This window comes from Methanosphaera cuniculi, assembly GCF_003149675.1.
Taxonomy (GTDB): Archaea; Methanobacteriota; Methanobacteria; order Methanobacteriales; family Methanobacteriaceae; genus Methanosphaera; species Methanosphaera cuniculi.
In genome coordinates this window covers 1-19,061 of sequence record NZ_LWMS01000010.1, presented here as the reverse complement: position 1 = coordinate 19,061, position 19,061 = coordinate 1, and the positions used below count along the sequence as shown (strand labels likewise).

The 19,061-nt window shown below is 27.1% G+C and carries 21 protein-coding genes and 1 rRNA gene; 12 read left to right on the top strand and 10 right to left on the bottom strand.

Annotated features, from left to right (window positions below; all coding sequences use genetic code 11):
• The first annotated feature begins 220 nt into the window (after window positions 1–220).
• Window positions 221–736: a hypothetical protein gene (locus MSCUN_RS01650; RefSeq protein ID WP_095609037.1), complete on the top strand. Its 516-nt coding sequence runs from the start codon at window positions 221–223 to the stop codon at window positions 734–736.
• A 52-nt stretch (window positions 737–788) separates the two neighbouring features.
• On the opposite strand, the gene MSCUN_RS01645 is transcribed toward MSCUN_RS01650, so the two are convergent.
• Complete coding sequence (locus MSCUN_RS01645; RefSeq protein ID WP_095609036.1) at window positions 789–1,907, bottom strand: pyridoxal phosphate-dependent aminotransferase; 1,119 nt, start codon at window positions 1,905–1,907, stop codon at window positions 789–791.
• Window positions 1,908–2,284: 377 nt separating this feature from the next.
• Between MSCUN_RS01645 and MSCUN_RS01640 the strand changes: the two genes are divergently transcribed.
• The 4 genes from MSCUN_RS01640 to MSCUN_RS01625 all read left to right on the top strand — a co-directional run bounded on the left by MSCUN_RS01640 (window position 2,285) and on the right by MSCUN_RS01625 (window position 6,479).
• Entirely contained in the window at window positions 2,285–3,526 is a 1,242-nt protein-coding gene (locus tag MSCUN_RS01640) for an MATE family efflux transporter (RefSeq protein WP_095609035.1), read from the top strand.
• Between the two features lie 207 nt (window positions 3,527–3,733).
• Window positions 3,734–4,204: a MarR family winged helix-turn-helix transcriptional regulator gene (locus tag MSCUN_RS01635; protein ID WP_095609034.1), complete on the top strand. Its 471-nt coding sequence runs from the start codon at window positions 3,734–3,736 to the stop codon at window positions 4,202–4,204.
• A gap of 27 nt (window positions 4,205–4,231) precedes the next feature.
• Window positions 4,232–5,788 carry a radical SAM protein gene (locus MSCUN_RS01630; RefSeq protein WP_095609033.1) on the top strand — a complete coding sequence of 519 codons (1,557 nt, stop codon included), beginning with the start codon at window positions 4,232–4,234 and terminating at the stop codon, window positions 5,786–5,788.
• Window positions 5,789–6,011: 223 nt separating this feature from the next.
• Window positions 6,012–6,479 (top strand): phosphopantetheine adenylyltransferase, encoded by a 468-nt coding sequence (locus tag MSCUN_RS01625; RefSeq protein ID WP_095609032.1) that lies wholly within the window; start codon window positions 6,012–6,014, stop codon window positions 6,477–6,479.
• Window positions 6,480–6,572: 93 nt separating this feature from the next.
• Here the strand turns inward: MSCUN_RS01625 and MSCUN_RS01620 are convergent, their stop codons facing one another.
• Both MSCUN_RS01620 and MSCUN_RS01615 read right to left on the bottom strand, forming a co-directional pair.
• The gene (locus MSCUN_RS01620) at window positions 6,573–6,752 is read right to left on the bottom strand and encodes a hypothetical protein (protein ID WP_095609031.1); all 180 of its coding nucleotides are present in this window, start codon (window positions 6,750–6,752) and stop codon (window positions 6,573–6,575) included.
• Window positions 6,749–6,934 (bottom strand): class III signal peptide-containing protein, encoded by a 186-nt coding sequence (locus MSCUN_RS01615; protein WP_095609030.1) that lies wholly within the window; start codon window positions 6,932–6,934, stop codon window positions 6,749–6,751. The genes MSCUN_RS01620 and MSCUN_RS01615 overlap by 4 nt, the downstream gene beginning before the upstream one ends.
• A 248-nt stretch (window positions 6,935–7,182) precedes the next feature.
• Between MSCUN_RS01615 and MSCUN_RS01610 the strand changes: the two genes are divergently transcribed.
• From MSCUN_RS01610 to MSCUN_RS01595, 5 genes are all read left to right on the top strand, one after another.
• Window positions 7,183–8,313, top strand: coding sequence for a UDP-N-acetylglucosamine--N-acetylmuramyl-(pentapeptide) pyrophosphoryl-undecaprenol N-acetylglucosamine transferase (locus tag MSCUN_RS01610; protein WP_095609029.1), 1,131 nt, complete (start codon window positions 7,183–7,185; stop codon window positions 8,311–8,313).
• A gap of 89 nt (window positions 8,314–8,402) precedes the next feature.
• Window positions 8,403–9,143 (top strand): metal-dependent hydrolase, encoded by a 741-nt coding sequence (locus tag MSCUN_RS01605; RefSeq protein ID WP_095609028.1) that lies wholly within the window; start codon window positions 8,403–8,405, stop codon window positions 9,141–9,143.
• Between the two features lie 323 nt (window positions 9,144–9,466).
• A complete protein-coding gene (locus MSCUN_RS01600) occupies window positions 9,467–9,751 on the top strand; it encodes a DUF6110 family protein (protein ID WP_095609027.1) in 285 nt (94 codons plus the stop codon).
• A 96-nt stretch (window positions 9,752–9,847) separates the two neighbouring features.
• Window positions 9,848–10,252 carry a hypothetical protein gene (locus tag MSCUN_RS08395; protein WP_245837663.1) on the top strand — a complete coding sequence of 135 codons (405 nt, stop codon included), beginning with the start codon at window positions 9,848–9,850 and terminating at the stop codon, window positions 10,250–10,252.
• Between the two features lie 65 nt (window positions 10,253–10,317).
• On the top strand, window positions 10,318–11,958 hold the full coding sequence (locus MSCUN_RS01595; RefSeq protein ID WP_245837662.1) for a heavy metal translocating P-type ATPase: 1,641 nt from the start codon (window positions 10,318–10,320) through the stop codon (window positions 11,956–11,958).
• A 283-nt stretch (window positions 11,959–12,241) separates the two neighbouring features.
• On the opposite strand, the gene MSCUN_RS01590 is transcribed toward MSCUN_RS01595, so the two are convergent.
• The 6 genes from MSCUN_RS01590 to MSCUN_RS01560 all read right to left on the bottom strand — a co-directional run bounded on the left by MSCUN_RS01590 (window position 12,242) and on the right by MSCUN_RS01560 (window position 17,601).
• The gene (locus tag MSCUN_RS01590) at window positions 12,242–13,387 is read right to left on the bottom strand and encodes a TrkH family potassium uptake protein (RefSeq protein ID WP_095609026.1); all 1,146 of its coding nucleotides are present in this window, start codon (window positions 13,385–13,387) and stop codon (window positions 12,242–12,244) included.
• On the bottom strand, window positions 13,388–13,744 hold the full coding sequence (locus MSCUN_RS01585) for a hypothetical protein (protein WP_095609025.1): 357 nt from the start codon (window positions 13,742–13,744) through the stop codon (window positions 13,388–13,390).
• A 162-nt stretch (window positions 13,745–13,906) separates the two neighbouring features.
• Window positions 13,907–15,406 (bottom strand): TrkH family potassium uptake protein, encoded by a 1,500-nt coding sequence (locus MSCUN_RS01580; protein WP_095609024.1) that lies wholly within the window; start codon window positions 15,404–15,406, stop codon window positions 13,907–13,909.
• Between the two features lie 234 nt (window positions 15,407–15,640).
• Complete coding sequence (locus tag MSCUN_RS01575; RefSeq protein WP_095609023.1) at window positions 15,641–16,060, bottom strand: hypothetical protein; 420 nt, start codon at window positions 16,058–16,060, stop codon at window positions 15,641–15,643.
• A 254-nt stretch (window positions 16,061–16,314) separates the two neighbouring features.
• Window positions 16,315–16,788 carry a hypothetical protein gene (locus MSCUN_RS01565; protein WP_095609021.1) on the bottom strand — a complete coding sequence of 158 codons (474 nt, stop codon included), beginning with the start codon at window positions 16,786–16,788 and terminating at the stop codon, window positions 16,315–16,317.
• A gap of 471 nt (window positions 16,789–17,259) precedes the next feature.
• A complete protein-coding gene (locus MSCUN_RS01560; protein WP_146192102.1) occupies window positions 17,260–17,601 on the bottom strand; it encodes a hypothetical protein in 342 nt (113 codons plus the stop codon).
• Window positions 17,602–17,719: 118 nt separating this feature from the next.
• Between MSCUN_RS01560 and MSCUN_RS01555 the strand changes: the two genes are divergently transcribed.
• Complete coding sequence (locus MSCUN_RS01555) at window positions 17,720–18,106, top strand: hypothetical protein (RefSeq protein WP_095609019.1); 387 nt, start codon at window positions 17,720–17,722, stop codon at window positions 18,104–18,106.
• A gap of 45 nt (window positions 18,107–18,151) precedes the next feature.
• On the opposite strand, the gene MSCUN_RS08245 is transcribed toward MSCUN_RS01555, so the two are convergent.
• Complete coding sequence (locus MSCUN_RS08245; protein WP_170103980.1) at window positions 18,152–18,316, bottom strand: hypothetical protein; 165 nt, start codon at window positions 18,314–18,316, stop codon at window positions 18,152–18,154.
• Between the two features lie 623 nt (window positions 18,317–18,939).
• Here MSCUN_RS08245 and MSCUN_RS01545 point away from each other — a divergent pair.
• A 16S ribosomal RNA gene (locus MSCUN_RS01545) occupies window positions 18,940–19,061 on the top strand; the annotation flags it as partial.

The following is a 19,061-nucleotide window of genomic DNA, read 5'->3' as shown; positions in this document are numbered from 1 at the left end:
CTTAAAAACTATTTCTATAATAATTATTTAACATTAATACTAATTTTTAGATATTTAATCTATGATTTTAAATATTAAGATTATTTTTTTTTTAATTTATGCTATTTTTTTTATATACTAGATAATTACATACATATTAATTAGAACATTAAATTAATAATATTTTTATTTAAATTTATTTTTTTTAATCAAATAATAAAAAGGGGAGGTAGAATACCTTATGTCAAATGGTGAGGAAACTTTTCTACTTAAAGCTAAAAAGGAAATTGAACAAAAGATAAAATCTGAAACTCAACAGTTAAGTAAGGTTAAAAAAGAAAATGAGGAACTTACACGTTCAAAGATGGGTTATGATAATTTTTATGAAAGTTTAAATAATTTTATCATAGAAAGTGTGGAGGATTTTCATGTTACAGAGGATGATCTACCACAATATTTTAAAGAAAATATAGGTGAAACATATGAAAACTATGTTCAAATAAGAGTAGATGCTTTAAATGAAATTGATGCTTTAAATAATTATATAGATCATTGTAAACGTGAAATTTCATCAAACAAAAGAACACTTAAATTTTACAGATCACAATATCTAGATAGTGATTTTTTTGATGAATGTCTACCACTAGTAGTATTATATCAAGATAAGATTGATACATATAATGAAAATATCCAGTTAACTGAAGATATTATTAAAAAACTTGGTGAAATATCAGATAAACTTGTAGGTTGGAATTAAAAAAAAGTAAAGGTAGTCTAATTGGGGGAGAATATATAAAAAACTAAGTTTTTTAGTTTTCTACTATTTTTTTAAGTCTTCTCATTGCACGTTCTAAGTTATCATAACTTTGTGCATAGGATAATCTAATATAACCTTCTCCCATATCACCAAATGCATTTCCATTAACTAATACTACATCTTCTTTTAGTGCTTTTTGTATAAATTCATCAGGATTATCACATTTAAAGAATACATAGAATGCTCCATCAGGACGTATACATTCAAGTCCCATTTCATTTAATGATTTTACAACAAGATCACGTCTTTTTCTAAATTCTGCTACCATATCTGTTACACATTGTTGTGATTTAACTAATGCGTCTGTTGCTGCTATTTGTGTTGGTGTATCTACACATGCAACATTATATTGGTGTATTTTTAGTATTTCATCTATCATTTCAGGTATTGCTGAGAGGTATCCTATTCTTAGTCCTGTCATTGCATATGATTTTGAAAATCCATTTATTGTTATTGCATTATCTGTGTATGCTTGGAAGCTGTAGTGTTTTTTATCATATATTATTTTTTCATATATTTCATCTGATATTATGATTATGTCTTTATCATCTGCTAGATCTGATATTGCTTTTACATCTTCTTTTTCGATAACTGCACCTGTTGGGTTACATGGTGAGTTTATGATTATAGCTTTTGTATTTTCTGTTAGGCTATTTTCTACATCTTTTATTGTTGTTTTAAATCCATTTTCAGGGTATGTTTTAACAGGTATTGCATTAGCTCCTGCTATTTTTACTACTTCTTGGTATGATAGAAATCCTGGATCTGGTATTAGTACATCATCGCCTGGGTTTATTAGTGCATTTATTGATGAGTATAGTGCTTCACTTGCTCCTACTGTTACTATTATATCGTCCATTGTGGTGTTTATGTTGTTGTCTTTTTTAAGTTTTTGTACTATGGCTTTTCTAAGTTCTGGTAGTCCTTTGTTTTGTGAGTAATGTGTTTCGCCCATTGTTAGTGCATCTTTTAGTGCTTCGATTATGTGTGGTGGTGTGTCAAAATCTGGTTCTCCTAGTGCTAGATTTATTGCTGTTGGACTTGCTTGTTCGAACATTTTTCTTACTTGGGAGAGGTTAATATCTAATACTCTTTTTGCTCCATATTGCATTTTTTTGATCAATCCTTTTTTTTTTATTCTGTTTGTTATTTTTGTTTTTAGTATTATTTTAATGAATACTTTTATATATGATTGGTTGTAAAAATATAAGATAGTTTACAATTAAATAGTTTACATGTAAAATGTTTATATTTAAATTATTAACTAAACAACATTTATTATAATTATTATAAAATAATAGAAAAAAAATAATCTTTTCAAAGGAGAATAAGATAATTTGAATCAAAACATGAAAAAGAATGATTCAGAAAAAAATTCAAAAGTTGAAATAATACAAGGTGATCCAAAAATAGCACTAAAAACAATAGCATGGCCCTTAATACTTACATTAGTTTTAAATATGGTATATAATATGGTAGATAGGGTAGATATCAGGATTAGGAGCTGATCCACTAGCAGCTATTGGATTTGTAACACCAATATTTATTATAATTGGTGGAATAGCAAATGGATTTGGAGCAGGGGTAAACTCACTAATATCAAGATATATTGGAGCTAAAAATAAACACCAAGCATCAAATAGTGCAATACATGGAATAATAATAGCCCTCATACTTTCAATAATAATACCAGCAATACTACTTCCATGCATAAAAGAATTACTAATAGTAATGGGAGCAAATGCAGTACTAGATTATGCAATACCATATGCATCAATCATAATCATAGGATCATTTACACTAATATTTAATGGAATACTCTCAAGCCAACTAAGAGCAGAAGGTGATGTTAAACGAGCAACAATAGCACTAATTCTTACAGGAATAATAAATATAATAATTGATCCAATTTTCATATACGCACTAAATATGGGAGTTATAGGTGCAGCAATAGCAACAATACTCTCAGCATTAGTTGCAACAATACTAATGCTATACTGGATATTAATAAAACAAGACACATATGTTGATGTAAAACGTAGTGAATTTGAATTTAGCAAAACAATCTTAAAACAATTAATAGCAGTAGCAATTCCAGGAAGTATTGAACAACTTATAATATCACTAATAACAATTATTATGAATGCAGTACTTGCAATGATATCAACAACAGCAACAGTTGCAGGATTTTCAGCTGCAATGAGTATCATACAAGTAGGTATGATGGTACCTGTAGGAATTGCAACAGCAGCAATTACAGTATCAGGAGTAGCATATGGAGCACGTGATATAAAACGTGTAGATAGTATATGTAACTATTCAATAAAATTATCAATGATACTTGTTATAATACTTATAATATTAATGGAATTATTTGCACCACAACTAGCATTACTATTTAGTTATACATCATCAAGTGCAGGATTAAGTTCAATAATAACAGATGCACTAAGAATATTATGTTTGTTCTTACTGGCTTTACCTATAGGATTATGTTGTTCATTCATATTCCAAGGAATGGGAAAAGGTGTAATATCACTCATACTTACAACATGCAGAGAATTCTTATTCATACTAATATCAATATATATTCTTGTATTCACATTAAATATGGGACCTGATGGAGCATACCTATCACTTGCAATAGGAGCATTTTTAGGATCACTACTAGGACTAATAGTATTTAAAGGATATATCAAAAAAATTGATAAACTAGAAGGATATACATAAAAAAAAGGGAAAAAAATAGAACCTTTAAATCCAACTTCTCCACCTTCTTTTACTTTAATTTTTTTTTATAAATTTAATAAAAATTCCATATCTCAACTTTTTTTTTAGACTAATATACAATTAATAATAAAATAATAAAATAATAAAAAATAAAACTAATAAGTAATTACCAAAAAATAACGACAATAAGGATGTGTATTAAAGAATATGAAAAAAGAAGATAATGTGGATAATATAGAATTAATAGCATTCTTTTCAATAATTGATCGTCAACACTACATCTATTTAAACCATATGCTAAAAGATTATAATACATCAGCAGGAGAATTTCCAATATTAATGGAAATATATCATAAAGGAAAACTAACACAACATGAACTAGTAGACACATTCTACTTAACACCAGGAGCTGTTGCACGAACACTAAGACGCCTTGAAGATAAAAATATAATACATCGAGAAATTGACAAAAACAACAGACGACAAAACTTTGTTACACTAACATCAGATGGAGCAGAAATTGTAAAACACATATTAAATCTTGATACACAATGGGAAAAAGAAGTATGTGAATCTCTAAATGAAAATGAAATACACAAACTAAAAAAAATACTTGATCAAATACTTAAAAATTCATATAAAATAAAAAATAGAATAATAGAAGAAAATAAAAAATAAACAAAAAATGGGAGATACGATTAACTAATGATTGAAGAGTATAATACAGTTATAAAAAATCCACGAAAAGTAATAACACGAGTTGCATCATGTTATCCTAATGTTTATAGAGTTGCTATGTCATCACTTGGATATCAGATAATATATGACTTTCTTAATGCACGAGAAGATATCTACTGTGAACGTGTAATATATCCACAAGCTAAAAGTATTGAAACTCGATCTGATTTAGCTGACTTTGATATTGTAAGTTTCACACTACAATTTGAAGAAGACTATCTAAATATGATTGAGATGCTTAAAAAAAGTAATATACCACTTGAAAGTAAAAACAGAAGACCAAAAGATCCACTTGTAATTGCAGGTGGACCATGTGCAACATCAAATCCACTGCCAATATCAAAATTCATAGATCTATTTGTAATAGGAGATGGAGAAGTAGTACTTGATGAAATAATAGATGTTAGAAGTGATACAAATGATCCACGTGCCGATATATTTGACTTTCTTGACATACCAGGTGTGTATAAGCCAGGATATCCTGCAAAAAAACAGCAAATAAAAAGCATGAAAGATGCATGGAGACCAATATATCAGATAGTAACAAAGACAGATAATCCTAAATTCATGCCAGCATTTGGAGATAATACATTTATGATGGAAGTATCACGTGGATGTAGTCGTGGATGTAGATTTTGTATGAGTGGATGTATGTATCGTCCAAGACGAGAAGTTGACCTTGATACACTTATAGATACAGCACTTAAAACACGTCATGCAACAGGACATAATAGAGTAGCATTATTAGGTGAAGCTGTAAGTGATTATAGTAAAATTGAGGATTTATGCTGGAATTTATCTGAGGAAGGATTTGATATAGTAACACCATCTCTACGTATTGAATCAATATCTGATGAACTTCTTGAAATATTACGATCAAATGGACTTAAAACAATTACAATAGCACCTGAAACCATATACTCTCAACGCTTAAAATTAAATAAACCAATAACAGATTCACAGATAATTAATACAATAGATCGGGCAATTGATCTTAAATTTAAAGTTAAAATGTATTTACTTCTTGGTACACCAGGTGAATCAACAGATACTGTGATGGAATTAATTAATTATCTTAGGGGAATACTTAGTCGTGGTGTACGATATAATACAATAAAAACAAGTATTAATCCACTTATTCCAAAACCACATACTCCACTTCAGTATATGCCATTTGATTATGATGATTTATACCAGAAATTTAAGAAATATTCTCCACGATTAAAATTCAGATATAAAAATGAATCTCTACGTCGTGCAACAATACAATATGTACTTTCAAATGGTGGAGGAGAGCTTAATAATATTCTTAAAATATCAGATCAACTAAAATTCCGTGACTGGTATAAACTTGCAAATAATATTAATCAGGTGAAAGTTGATGGTATAACTAAATTCCCATGGTATGAAATAGATGTTGGAATATCAGATAAATATCTTCAAAGTGAGTATGAAAAAATGCAAAACTCTGAAGTAACACCATGGTGTGAGGAGGAAGGTTGTTATAATTGTGGTGCATGCTAACAATTTAAAAAGTTTTCAATTTTTAGTGGATATTAATTTTTAAATATTATGAAAAATATAAAAATTACTAAGAGCTAGAAACTTTATTTTTTCATTTTTTTGGAAACTTTTTTAATATAACTTATTTTTTTTTATTTAATTTTATTAAAAATCATAAATGAAAAAATAATTAATTTTTTTTTATAAAAAAAAACAAGAACGTAGAAAGGGATGTAATATTATAATGGATTATACTTATAAGAAGATTGCTGTTGGAGGAACTTTTGATAAATTCCATAAAGGTCATGAAGAACTTATTAGAACAGCTTTTAGGTTATCTGAGAAAGTTTTAATTGGAATTACATCTGATGAATTTGCAGCACATAAAAGTCATGATGTGGAAAGTTGTGAAAAAAGAATAGCAAAGGTTAAAGAAGTTGTAAATGATTATGATAACTTTTATGAAATTAAGCGTATTGATGATGCTATGGGTACTGCTGATTTTGATCCTGAACTTGATGCTATTGTTGTAAGTGAGGAAACTGAAGAATCAGCTGTATATATTAATCAAATTCGTAAGTCAAATGGGCTTAATTTGCTTGATATTGTTGTTATTGAATGGATTCTTGCTGCTGATAATGTTCCTATTTCATCTACCCGTATTAGGAAAGGTGAAATTACTCAAGATGGTGTTTTATTAACAGAAGAATAAAATAATTCTATCTTCTTTTTTTTATATTACTTTTCTTTTTTTTGTTTACTTTTCTTTTTTTTTAACTTTTAAAATACTATTTTTTTTTACTTTTTATATTTTTGTTAGTATTGTATTTCGTGTTGTGTTTAGTATTTGTTGTGTTTTTGTTGTTATTTTGTTTTCATAATCTAGTGTCATCTGTGCGGTTATTAGTGTTATTATAAGTATGGATGATAGTATTAGTATTATTTCTGTGCTTAGTTGTGCATGAATGTCTTTGATAATATTCATGTTGATTTTGTTGTTAGGTTGTTTCGTATTTGTTCTGCGTCTGTTTTTGCACTGAATCCTGCACTATCTGCGAAGTAGTTTGTGTATATTTGAAGTGCGACTAGTGCTATTATTATTACTCCTCCAAATAGTAGTATGTATTCTGCTGCTCCTTGTCCTTTCGTGTCTTTTATTATGTTCATAGTTGTTTTTTATGTCACCTTTTTTTTATGTTTTTTGTATTTCTTATTTTTATTAGTTCTACTATATAAAAGTATTACTTTTTTATATTAAAAGTAATACTTATTTTTAAAATAAAATACCCTTTTTACAACCACACTTTCTATCTTTTTTTAAATATTTATGATAATAATTTTAATATAATTATGATAAACAACTATATAACTAAGAAGTAATTAAGAAGTATTTTTTTTTGGGATTTTTGATAATTATGAAAATATTAATAACAACATGTGGTGTTGGAATTGGACATGCATCTCGTGAATTAACACTAGCATTATATTTAGAAAAAAAAGGACATAGTGTTGAGTTTGCAAGTTATGGTGCAGGATTACATTTTCTTCGTAAAAATCATAAGACTGTTCATCCACTCCCTAATATGAACTTTGAAGGAAACAATGGATCTGTTGATATTGAAAAGTCAGTTAAAAACTCAAAAGACATACCATATACTTTTATTAAAACAATGTATAAAGAAGCTAGAATAATTAAGCGTATAAAACCTGATATTATAATATCAGATTCTGATTATTCAACACCATATACAGCAAAACTTCTAAAAATTCCATGTTATATTATTACTAATGATTTAACTTTTGGATTTTCTGATTCAACAGATATACAATTTATAAAATATTTTGAAAAAAGTATTGAAAAACTCATCCATCAAATATCAAAAAATGCAACAAAAATACTTATACCTGATATTCCAGGAACAATTACAATACCAGATAAACTTAAAAGTAAAACAGAATTTATAGGACCTTTAATTAAAGCACCAGTAGATCTTACAAAAGATGAATTACGACGAAAACATAACATAAATGTGGATAGTAAAGTTATTGTTGTTACTGTTGGTGGTAGTGAATTTGGAAAACTTTTAATTGAAAATATATGTGATATATCCTTAGAACTTAATGTTGATACAATTATCATATTCACAGGCTTAGAATTAGATCCAAGTCAATTTAAAATACCAAAGACTAATAAAACTATTATAATAAAACAGTTTAGCTACAATCTCGTTGAATGGATGCGATTATCAGATCTTACAATAGCACTAGCTGGACACACAACTACCATGGAACTTATATCAATAAAAAAACCTAACATTTTAATACCAATTAAAAATCATAAAGAACAACAAAAAAACATACAAAGAATAAAACCATATAAAATATCACAAACTACTATGATTGATGATAAAGAAAAACTAAAAAATATGATAAATACAACAATAAATAAAACAGATACAATCAAGATAAACTCAGATGAATATAATAAATTTATAAAATATAATGGATGTAAAAAAGCTTTTGAAATAATAGAAAAAAAAGAATGAAATTTAATTAAAAAAGAAAAATTAATATTATAATAAATAGAAAACTTTTTAAAATAAAATTATAAAAAAAAATATAGGTGATTTCATATATGTATATAGAATACTTAGGACATTCAGCATTTAACATAATAAGTGAAGAAGGTTTAAACATACTAATAGATCCATTTATAAGCAGTAATCCTGCATGTACAACGCCAGTTGAAAGCTTAAGACCAGATATAATACTTCTTACTCATGGTCATTCAGATCATTTTGGTGATGCACTTGAAATTGCAAATAACTCTAATGCAACAATAATATCAACACATGAAATAGCACTCTTTGTACAAAAACAGGGACTAAATGCAATAGGAATGAATAAAGGTGGAAGTGTATCAGTAAATGATATGATAAATATAACAATGACAGATGCAAAACATACCTCTTCAATTGACTTTACAGAAGAAGTAGAAGTAGCAGGAGCTGCTGCAGGGTTTGTAATAACACTTGAAAATGGTAAGAAAATATATCATGCTGGGGATACAGCATTATTTGGTGATATGAAAACTATTATTGGTGATATGTATAAACCTGATATTGCAATGTTACCTATAGGTGATCGTTTTACAATGGGTCCTGTTGATGCTGCAATTGCTGCAAAATGGATAGGTGCAAGAATTGTAATACCTATGCATTATAATACATTCCCAGAAATAGAACAAGATCCAGAGGAATTTGCAGAACTTGTTGATCATGAAAGTATTGGAACATACACTCTTATTCTTATGCCTGGTGAAACATATTCTGAAGAATCACAGCAAGTAGTTGAAGATGAATTTATAGATGAATAATTATGATATTATAGATAAATTATAATCTCATCTCCCCTTCCCTCCCCCTTTTTTTATTTTTTTTTTCTGATTTTAAGTTATTAGATAAGGCTTTTTTTATGTGTTTTTAGGTTACTTTAATAATATATTCTTTGAATTTAGTTTAAACTAAATTTATAACAACAGTTATAATGTTTGAATTATATAATATGAAATGTGAAAAAAAAATATTCTATATTAATATTGAAAAAATAGGATTTTTTTTTAGTAAATACACATATGATAATACAATTATTTAATTAAATTTTAAACAACAATATAAAACAAAAAAAGAGGTAATAATTATGGCAATAAAAGATTTCTTAGGAGAAACAAAAGTTAAATACTTCATAGGAGGAATAGTAGCTGGTTATGTAATAAAAAAAGTAGCTGAAACAGACTGTGCACACAAACTTGCAGTTAACCTAACAGCTGGAGCATTAAATCTTAAAGATACTGTTGAATCAGAAATAGAAACAATTAAAGAAGATGCAGAAGATATTCATGCAGAAGCAAAAGAAAAAAGACAAATTGAAATATTTGATTCAGAAGAAATAGATGAAGAAATAGAAGAAGAAAACGAAGAATAAAACCACAAAAAAATTATTTTTTTAACATCTAAAACCCTAAAATTTTTTTTTTATCATATTTTTTTTTAATTTAAATTTTTAAAGGATAAATACAAAATGAAATATAAAATAGTTTATGATAATAATAAGAATATTATTCGCCTAAGAGCAGGTAAATACGCTTTTAGTAAAGAGCAAGGTTATGGATTATCAAAAACTCTAAGTGAAAAAAAAGGAATTGAAGAAGTTAAAGTCTCATCAATAAATGGTAGTATTTACATTAAATATTCATGTAATAAGATAAAAATACTTAAATACTTATCTAACATGAAAAGATCTGATTTAACTGAATCAGAACCAACAGTTGATGAAATTTCACGTGAAACAAACAGAATTTATATTAATAAAATTATAAAAAGAATTGTTTCACGATATGCTTGTAAGTTTTTATTACCATTTAACATCAATAAAATTATAATAGTATGTAAGTCAATTCCATATATAATTAAATCAACAGTATAAAACACTTAAAATGTGATGTTGATCTACTTGATGCAACAAGTTTAGCTGTAACTTTAGCTAAAAGAATGTATGATGTTTCAGGATCAATTGTATTTTTATTAGGATTATCAGAAATATTAGAAGAATATACTGTTGAGAAAACAAAAAATTCATTAGAAAATAGTTTAATGATAAACATTAACAAAGTTTGGATACAAACAGATGATGGTAAAGAAATACAAATACCATTTACCAAACTAAAAGATAATGATAAACTAATCATAAGAACAGGATCACTAATACCTGTTGATGGAACAATTATATCAGGTGAAGCTGCAATAAATGAAGCTACAATGACAGGAGAATCATTAGCAGTACATAAAGATAAGGGAAAAACAGTTTATGCTGGTACAACTGTTGAAGATGGAAATATAATTGTTAATGTTGATGCTATTAATGAATCAACAAGAATTAATCAAATTATAGAAATGATTAAAAAATCAGAAAAAGCAAAAGCTTCCATTCAAAGTAAAGCAGAAAAACTAGCAGACTCAATTGTACCATGGAATTTTGTCATAACAGCTTTAACATATTTAATTACTGGTAGTTCTATTAAAGCAATATCAGCATTAACTGTTGATTATTCTTGTGCAATTAAACTAGCAACACCTATAGCAATTATTTCTGCAATGCGTGAAGCATCAGAACGTGAAATTGTGGTTAAAGGTGGAAAATACTTAGAAGCATTTGCAACAGCAAATACTATAATTTTTGATAAAACAGGTACACTTACAAAATCAAGTCCTCATGTAGCAAAGGTAATATCATTAGGTGAACTTTCAGATGATGAAATATTAAGACAAGCTGCATGTATTGAAGAACACTTCCCACATAGTGTTGCAACAGCAATTACTAATGAAGCGAAAAAACGTAATTTATCACATGGAGAAGAATTACACTCTGAGGTAGAATATATTGTAGCTCATGGAATTGTAACAACACTTATTGGAAAACGTACAGTTTTAGGTAGTAGACATTTTGTTGTTGAAGATGAAGAAGTAGAAATAACAAAAGAAAAACAAGAAATTATTGAAGAACATATAGATAAATACTCTGTAATATATTTTGGTATTGATGGAGTACTTAAAGGAATAATCTGTATTGATGATCCTCCACGAGATGAGGCTAAAGAAGTATTATGTAAACTTAGAAAATTAGGTATTGATAATATTATAATGTTAACAGGTGATTCTGAAAATGCAGCATCAACTACTGCTGAATTATTAGGTATTGATGAGTATAAATCACAAGTTTTACCAGAAGATAAAGCTCATATAGTTGAAGAAATTAAAGCTAAGGGTAATAAGGTAATAATGGTAGGTGATGGTATAAATGATTCACCAGCATTATCTGCAGCTGATGTAAGTGTTGCAATGAAAGATTCATCTGATTTAGCACGTGAAGTAGCAGATATTACTTTACTTAGACCATGTTTAGATGATTTGGTAACTATTAGATTATTAAGTCAACAAATGCTTGATTTAATTAATTCTAATTATAGAAAGATTGTGATATTTAATACACTATTTATGTTACTAGGTTTATCAGGTGTGATTACTCCAGCTGTAACTTCAGTATTACATAATGGTTCAACAATGCTTATTGGTTTAAATAGTTCAAGATCTAAAAATTTTAATAATCTTAAAGAACCTGTAATTGATGTTTAAATACCTTATTCATCACCTTTTTCTCTTTTTTTTAAATATTATTATTTCTAAATTAAAAAAAATAAAATTTTAATATTCTCATTTTTTTTCTTATGAAAAATAATTGATTTTTTTTAACAAAAGTTTAAAATTTTAGCATATTAATTATAAAAAAAAGAGATAATGATGAGAATTATTTAAGAAGGAAAGATAGGTATCTAAATAGTAAAATATTTTTTTTTGGGGAGATGAAAAAGGAGGTATGATATTTATTTGAAAATAAACTTTTTTTTTCTAACCTTTATTATTTTTCAAATTTATCTTCAAGTGTTCCATTTATTTTATTTATTTCATATACTATTATTAGTAGTATTGGCCATACTCCTATTCTTCCTATCCAGAATTCTATTATCATGACTATTTTTACAACAGCTGGTGTTGTTATATTTATAGATTCAGGTCCTATTCCTATGTTTCCTATGGCTGATGCTGATATTACATATGCTGATTGGACATCTTTTGTAAAGATGAGTATGATTGTTGCACCAATTATGAATATTATTATGTAAAGTATTGCATAGATGAATACTGATTTTATTTCTTTGTTAGTTATGTTTATTATTCTTCGATCATGGTATATTTTTTTATGTATTATTGTATTTTTAGATTGAAATATGTGTTGTCCTTCCCACCAGAGTGATTTAAAAAGTAGGTATACATTATATAGTTTTATTCCACTTGCTGTTGAACATATTCCTCCTCCACAGATCATAAGTAGTATCATTATATGATAGCAAAATGGAGGCCATATATTTACATCTGTTGATGTGAATCCTGTACTTGATATTACTGATACTACCTGAAATAGTGCATGTCTTAGTGTTTCTATTATGTCAGAGCCATAGATGTTATTTGATAGGAGTGATATTGTTATTAATACTGTGGCTATAACCATTAGTATGAACATTGTTTTAACTTCAACATCTTTATAGTATGATTTGAAGTTTCCTTTAATTAGTCGATATAGTAGTATGAAATTAGTACTTCCTATTATCATTATAATGATTGTTGCAATTTCTATTGCTGGTGTGTTAAAGTAATCTACACTACTTGGAAATATTGAAAATCCTCCAGTTGCTATTGCTGTTAGTGCATAGCATAGTGCTTCAAATTTTGGTAGTCCTAAAAGTAGGTAGGTTAGTATGCTTAGTAATGTTAAAATTATGTATAGTTTTATGAATATTTTTGATGTGTGTCGTATGTTGGGTGTCATTTGTTCAGTTCTACCTTCAGCAAAGTATAGTCTTTTTAGACTTGTGGATGATGGAATTACTGATATTATAAGTAGTATTACTCCAAGTCCACCAATCCATTGTGTGAATGCTTCCCAAAATGCGATTGATCGTGGTATTGGGTGGATATCTATTAGTGTAAATCCTGTGGTTGTTATTCATGACATTCCCTGAAATATTGCATCAAGTGGTCCTAGTAGTCCTGTAAAGAAGTAGGGTAGTGAGGTAAATAGTGCTGTTACTCCCCATATGGAAAATACGAAGATTAATGCTCCTTTAAGTGATAGTTCTCCTATTTTGTTTCGTGTGAAGTTTGCTCGTATTAGTAGTCCAACAACTATTGTTATTATTGCTGATATTAGAAATGCTTGGGTGTATTTTGGTGTGTCATATATTAGGGCGATTATTACTGGTAGTAGTAGGAATATTCCAAGTATTATGCAGATAGTTCCTGTGAAGTATGCGATTGTTTTAAGTTCGCTTGGTTTTATTTTGTTTATGAAAAATGAGTTCATCTTTTATTATACTTCCTACTAATTTTTTTTTATATCTTTTATGATTTTTTCATTCTTATATATTATTATGTAATAATGTTCTTTATAATATTCAAATTTTTAAAAGTATAAAAAATAAAATTTCAAATAAAAAGAGTTGGGGGGTGGTGAATTTATTTTTTTTTATGTATTTTTTTCTGATATTTCCCCTAATTTATTTATTTCATATACTATTAGTAGTAATATTGGCCACATTCCTGTTCTTCCTACCCAGAATTCTATTATCATAACTATTTTTACAACAGTTGGTGCTGTTATTCCAACGTATGCTGGTCCAAGTCCTGTATTTCCTAGTGATGATGCTGATATTGTATATGCTAATTCTATGTTGTGTGTGTATATTAGTATTATGGTTGCTCCTAGTATGAATATCATGATGTATACCATTACATATATTAGAACTGATCTGATGTCGTTGTTTGTTATGTCAATATATTTTTTATCATGATAAATTCGTTTTACTATCACTGAGTTTTTTGGTAGAAACATGCTTTGTCCTTCCCACCAGAATGCTTTAAAAAGTAAGTATATGTTATATAGTTTTATTCCACTTGATGTTGAACATATTCCTCCTCCACAGATCATAAGTATTATCATTATTTGGTAGCAAAATGGTGGCCACATGTTTATGTCTGTTGAGCTGAATCCTGTACTTGACATTATTGATACTGCTTGAAATAGTGCATGTCTCATTGATAGTATAATATCAGAGCCATAGATGTTATTTGATAGGAGTGATATTGTTATTAGTGCTGTTGCTAGTATTATTACAAACCACATGGTTTTTGTTTCTGAGTCTTTGTAGTATGATTTAAAGTTTCGAGTTAGTACTCTGTATATTAGTATGAAGTTTGTACTTCCTAGTATCATTAGGATTATTGTTACAAGTTGTATTGAGAAGTCTTGGAAGTAGTTTACACTTTCTGGAAATACTGAAAATCCTCCAGTTGCTATTGCTGTTGCTGAGTAGCAGAAAGCTTCAAATAGTGGTAATCCTACAAGTATGTAGAGTATTACTCCTATTGCTGATAAAAACAGGTATAATTTTATGAATATCATTGATGTGTGTCGTATGTTGGGTGTCATTTGTTCAGTTCTACCTTCAGCAAAGTATAATCTTTTTAGGCTTGTGGATGATGGAATTACAGCTACGATGAGCAGTATCATTCCTAGTCCTCCATACCATTGTGTGAAGACTTGCCAGAATGCCATTGAGTATGGTATTGTTGGATCTGTTATTAGTGAAAATCCTGTGGTTGTTATTCCTGACATTGACTGGAAGAGTGAATCTAGAAATCCTAGTGTTCCTGAAAAGTAGTATGGTAGTGCTGATATTAGTGCTGTTACGCCCCATATTGTAAATACGAAGATTAATGCTCCTTTAAGTGATAAATCTGTGATCGTTTCTTTTTTATAGAAGTGATGTATTATAAATCCTAAGGTGAGTGTTAGTGCTGATGATATTAGAAATGAGTTGATGTAGTGTGTGTTATCATGGTATATTATTGCAAAGATTATTGGTATTAGTTGAAATACGCCTAGTATTATACATATTATTCCTGTGAAATAAGCAATAGTTCTAAGTTCGCTTGGTTTTAGTTTGTTTATGAAAAATGAGTTCATTTTTTAGCGTTTCCTTATTTTTTTTTATTTGATTTATTACTTTTTTTTTATACAAAAAATTTTTTTCTTTTGTATAACTTCTAAATTTTTATTTGTATATTTTATTATTTATAGTAATATGAGTATAAAAAAAATAAGAACATCTAATTAAACATTTAAAAAGATTATATGTACTAAATTACCTGAATTCTATTTTAAAAAAAGTAAAAAGGGGATATTTTAGATAAATGAGGTTTATTTTCTTTCGAAGGTTATTACTGATACTATATTTCTCATTGTAGCTCCGATACTTCCTCCAATACTTCCTATGAGGAATCCTCCAATTATTGTGAATGCTATGATTATTATTAGTGACATTGATGCTGATATGTCTGCACTTCCAAGGAGAGTGTTAAATTGTGGTATGTAGTATGTTGCTAGTATTATACTGAAGATGAAACATAGTAGCATGCTTGAAGCTGTGCATCTTAGTGATCTGTGGTTTGCTTTTTTCTTATTTGATGGATTGTATAAGAATGCTGCTACTAGTGGTGCTATGATTATTGCTAGTATTATTCCACATATAGGATATGATAGAAGTCGTGCTATGAATAGTATAAAACTTCCTATAAATAAGCCCATTAGTATTGATGTTAAGTAGTCTAGTTTTATCATTATTATTAATATTTATTTTTTATAGTGTATTAATATTATTATTTTATATAATAAAAAAGTAGGGAATAAAATTGTGTTAAAAGAGGGGTTTGGGGGTGAGATTATTGTGGGTATATATGTTATTTTGTTCTTTTTTTGTTATTTATATTTTTTAGATTTAATAGAAAAAAAATATTTTTCACTCTTTTATTTATTAAATAATGTAAATCAAAAAAAGAAGGATTTTTTAGATATTGAGAATTTATTTTTTTAAATTATGTATATTTAAATTCCATTGGTATGTTGTTTTTGTAGTTTTGTTTATCTTTGAAGATGTATGTTTCATCTTTGGATATTATTATTTTTAGTTTATTTAGTGCATCTTCTATGTATATTGTGTCATCTGATAGGATTTTTGAGATTATTGTATGTTTATCTATGATGTTTTTTGTGAAGTTGTTTGATGTGTTATGATGGTCTATTATTAGTAGGTCTACTTTTGGTGTGAAGTTTAGTATATCTTTTTCATTTTGTTCGAAATCTAGCATTTGTAGGTTATTGTTGTTGTCTGTTGTTATGAATATTTTTTCTTTAAAAAGTAGGTTGTCTTGTCTGTTTTTTGTTAGTATACTTTTATCAACATAGATGTATTCTATTTGATCATTGTATTGGTTTTCTAGTAGATTTATAATTGTATTGATGCTTTCGTTTTTTATTGTATTTGTTAGGTTGATTTTTTTATTTATCATTTTATCGATATTTTAAAATTATATTTGGTTTTTTTTCTTTCTTAAAATAAAAAAATTGGGAAAGAATAATGTAAATTTTAAAATATTATAATTTTTTTATTTTTTTTCCATGTTTTTATCTGATAATTTATTAAAGCTTTTTTCTATGTTATATTTAATTATAACTTTGTTTAATAAATTATTTGAGTCAAATTGGAATTACAATTTATATATTTTACTGTAATAGTATTTAAAATATTTTATTTTTTTTAAGAAGTGTTATTATTGTTTTTTATATAATTTTTAGTTTATTTAATCAAATAATTTATATATAAGTCCTATTTAAGTTATTTTTTTTAAAAAAATGTGATGAAAATACTTAATAAATTTTGAAAAAGATTTTAAAAAATAATTAAAGCAAAAAACGAATAGAATCATGAAAAAATAAGGGGCTAATAAAAAAAGTAAAAGTAGTAATAAAAAGTAATTTATTTAATTATCATTACTTGAGTCACTACTGCTTACTTTAGCATTTGCTTGTTGTTGTGGTTGACCATTAGATTGAGATCCACCATTAGATGGTTTGGCTTTAGAGTCTCCAGCTTGATTCTGTTGTGAATCATCAGATTGTGGACTTAATTCATTATGATCATTACCATTATTATTGTCATCATTACTGCTACTATTATAGCTTGAATTATCAGTAGTGGTATTATTATCTGAGGAATTTGTGTCATTATCTGACATGTTAAAATTAATTCCACCATTACTAATAAAGACTATTAAAACAAGAACAATAGCAACAATAACTATTACTAAGTTTTTATTTCTCATACATCATACATTTATAAAATAAACTATATAAACACACAACACATAAAAAATTGAAATAAACAACTAAATATGATAAAAAATAAAATTTAAACTAGAAATATAGAAAGGTTGATTTAAAATGATTAACTGGAATTATGAAAAACTTGAAAGTATGACAGAAAAAAGCAGTACATATAATAGTATAACAATAGACTATAAAATACTTGCTGAAAACTTTGAAGAAATAGTAGTACTACTACATACTAATGGTGAAACAATACCACTAGAATTTGAAGATCTAAATGTTGCATGTAAAGGAAACATGTATGATAAAATAGAACTTCCAAACATAGCAGAAGAATGCAAACAAAAAAGACAACAATTAGAAGAAGAACGAAATCATATGAAACTAAAACACTTCTCACGTGATATATCACATGAAGAATGGTTCGAATTCATAGATAAGGAAGTACTAGAATTTATCAAAAAATATCCACAATATGAAAAAATAATAATAAAAGACTAATATTTATAGAGGAGAAGTTATCATATAATTAGATAAAGTCTCCTTTTATTTATAACCTACAATATGTGAAAGACAACGGAAACTATTTTTAAACCAATCATCATAAGTATCATCTTTTTGCATGTTAAAATATCTAAGTGTAGAATTTGATAATTTCTTAAAATTAACACAACTATATGTCATATTATCAATGTAATTATAAATATACACATAATAATAATCCTCACTACTAAAATAACATATAACATATTTTAAATTATTTGAAATAAGAGTAGTTTTTTCAAATATGATCTTATTTTCTTTATATAAATTTTTTATAAAATTACTCTTAGAGTCATCTTTTTGAATTAATAACATAATATTATATACTTATGTAAAACATTATCCATAAAAATATTTATGTAATATTTTCTAATTATCTTGTTAGATTTGGTTCGTTGATAATAGTATGTGCTACAAAAAGCGAGACACATGAACATAAGAAAATCACTAAGATTTTTTAAGTAATGATTTGTAGTTTTTCCAATTGTAGCGATAAAAACATTTTAATAAATAACTTTTATTAATGAGAGCTAAAAGAAAGTTTCAAACATGTCAACTGACATAGAGAAATGATTTAGTTCAAAGTACGTTAAACGCAAAAAAAGCAAGTAGACAATTAATGCAATTGTGTTAATTGAATTAGTGGTGTAACACGAAAAAAGTGTTAACAAAAGAACTGCTATAATTTTTTTTAAGTTTACTTCAAAAAAATACTTCTAAAGAGAAGATAAAAACAGTGTGTAAATACAAAATATCTGCTATGATAGGACTGATTTACAAATAATTGTGTAAATCCGTTTGATCCTGGCGGAAGATACTGCTATTGGGATTCGATTAAGCCATGCAAGTTGAATGAATTTATATTCATGGCGTACGGCTCAGTAACACGTGGATAACTTACCCTTAGGACTGG

Coding starts and splice junctions, on each gene's coding strand:
- MSCUN_RS01650 (WP_095609037.1), top strand. CDS start 221: ATGTCAAATGGTGAGGAAACTTTTCTACTTAAAGCTAAAAAGGAAATT.
- MSCUN_RS01645 (WP_095609036.1), bottom strand. CDS start 1,907: ATGCAATATGGAGCAAAAAGAGTATTAGATATTAACCTCTCCCAAGTA.
- MSCUN_RS01635 (WP_095609034.1), top strand. CDS start 3,734: ATGAAAAAAGAAGATAATGTGGATAATATAGAATTAATAGCATTCTTT.
- MSCUN_RS01630 (WP_095609033.1), top strand. CDS start 4,232: ATGATTGAAGAGTATAATACAGTTATAAAAAATCCACGAAAAGTAATA.
- MSCUN_RS01625 (WP_095609032.1), top strand. CDS start 6,012: ATGGATTATACTTATAAGAAGATTGCTGTTGGAGGAACTTTTGATAAA.
- MSCUN_RS01620 (WP_095609031.1), bottom strand. CDS start 6,752: ATGAATATTATCAAAGACATTCATGCACAACTAAGCACAGAAATAATA.
- MSCUN_RS01615 (WP_095609030.1), bottom strand. CDS start 6,934: ATGAACATAATAAAAGACACGAAAGGACAAGGAGCAGCAGAATACATA.
- MSCUN_RS01610 (WP_095609029.1), top strand. CDS start 7,183: ATGAAAATATTAATAACAACATGTGGTGTTGGAATTGGACATGCATCT.
- MSCUN_RS01605 (WP_095609028.1), top strand. CDS start 8,403: ATGTATATAGAATACTTAGGACATTCAGCATTTAACATAATAAGTGAA.
- MSCUN_RS01600 (WP_095609027.1), top strand. CDS start 9,467: ATGGCAATAAAAGATTTCTTAGGAGAAACAAAAGTTAAATACTTCATA.
- MSCUN_RS08395 (WP_245837663.1), top strand. CDS start 9,848: ATGAAATATAAAATAGTTTATGATAATAATAAGAATATTATTCGCCTA.
- MSCUN_RS01595 (WP_245837662.1), top strand. CDS start 10,318: ATGTATGATGTTTCAGGATCAATTGTATTTTTATTAGGATTATCAGAA.
- MSCUN_RS01585 (WP_095609025.1), bottom strand. CDS start 13,744: ATGAACTCATTTTTCATAAACAAAATAAAACCAAGCGAACTTAAAACA.
- MSCUN_RS01580 (WP_095609024.1), bottom strand. CDS start 15,406: ATGAACTCATTTTTCATAAACAAACTAAAACCAAGCGAACTTAGAACT.
- MSCUN_RS01575 (WP_095609023.1), bottom strand. CDS start 16,060: ATGATAAAACTAGACTACTTAACATCAATACTAATGGGCTTATTTATA.
- MSCUN_RS01565 (WP_095609021.1), bottom strand. CDS start 16,788: ATGATAAATAAAAAAATCAACCTAACAAATACAATAAAAAACGAAAGC.
- MSCUN_RS01560 (WP_146192102.1), bottom strand. CDS start 17,601: ATGAGAAATAAAAACTTAGTAATAGTTATTGTTGCTATTGTTCTTGTT.
- MSCUN_RS01555 (WP_095609019.1), top strand. CDS start 17,720: ATGATTAACTGGAATTATGAAAAACTTGAAAGTATGACAGAAAAAAGC.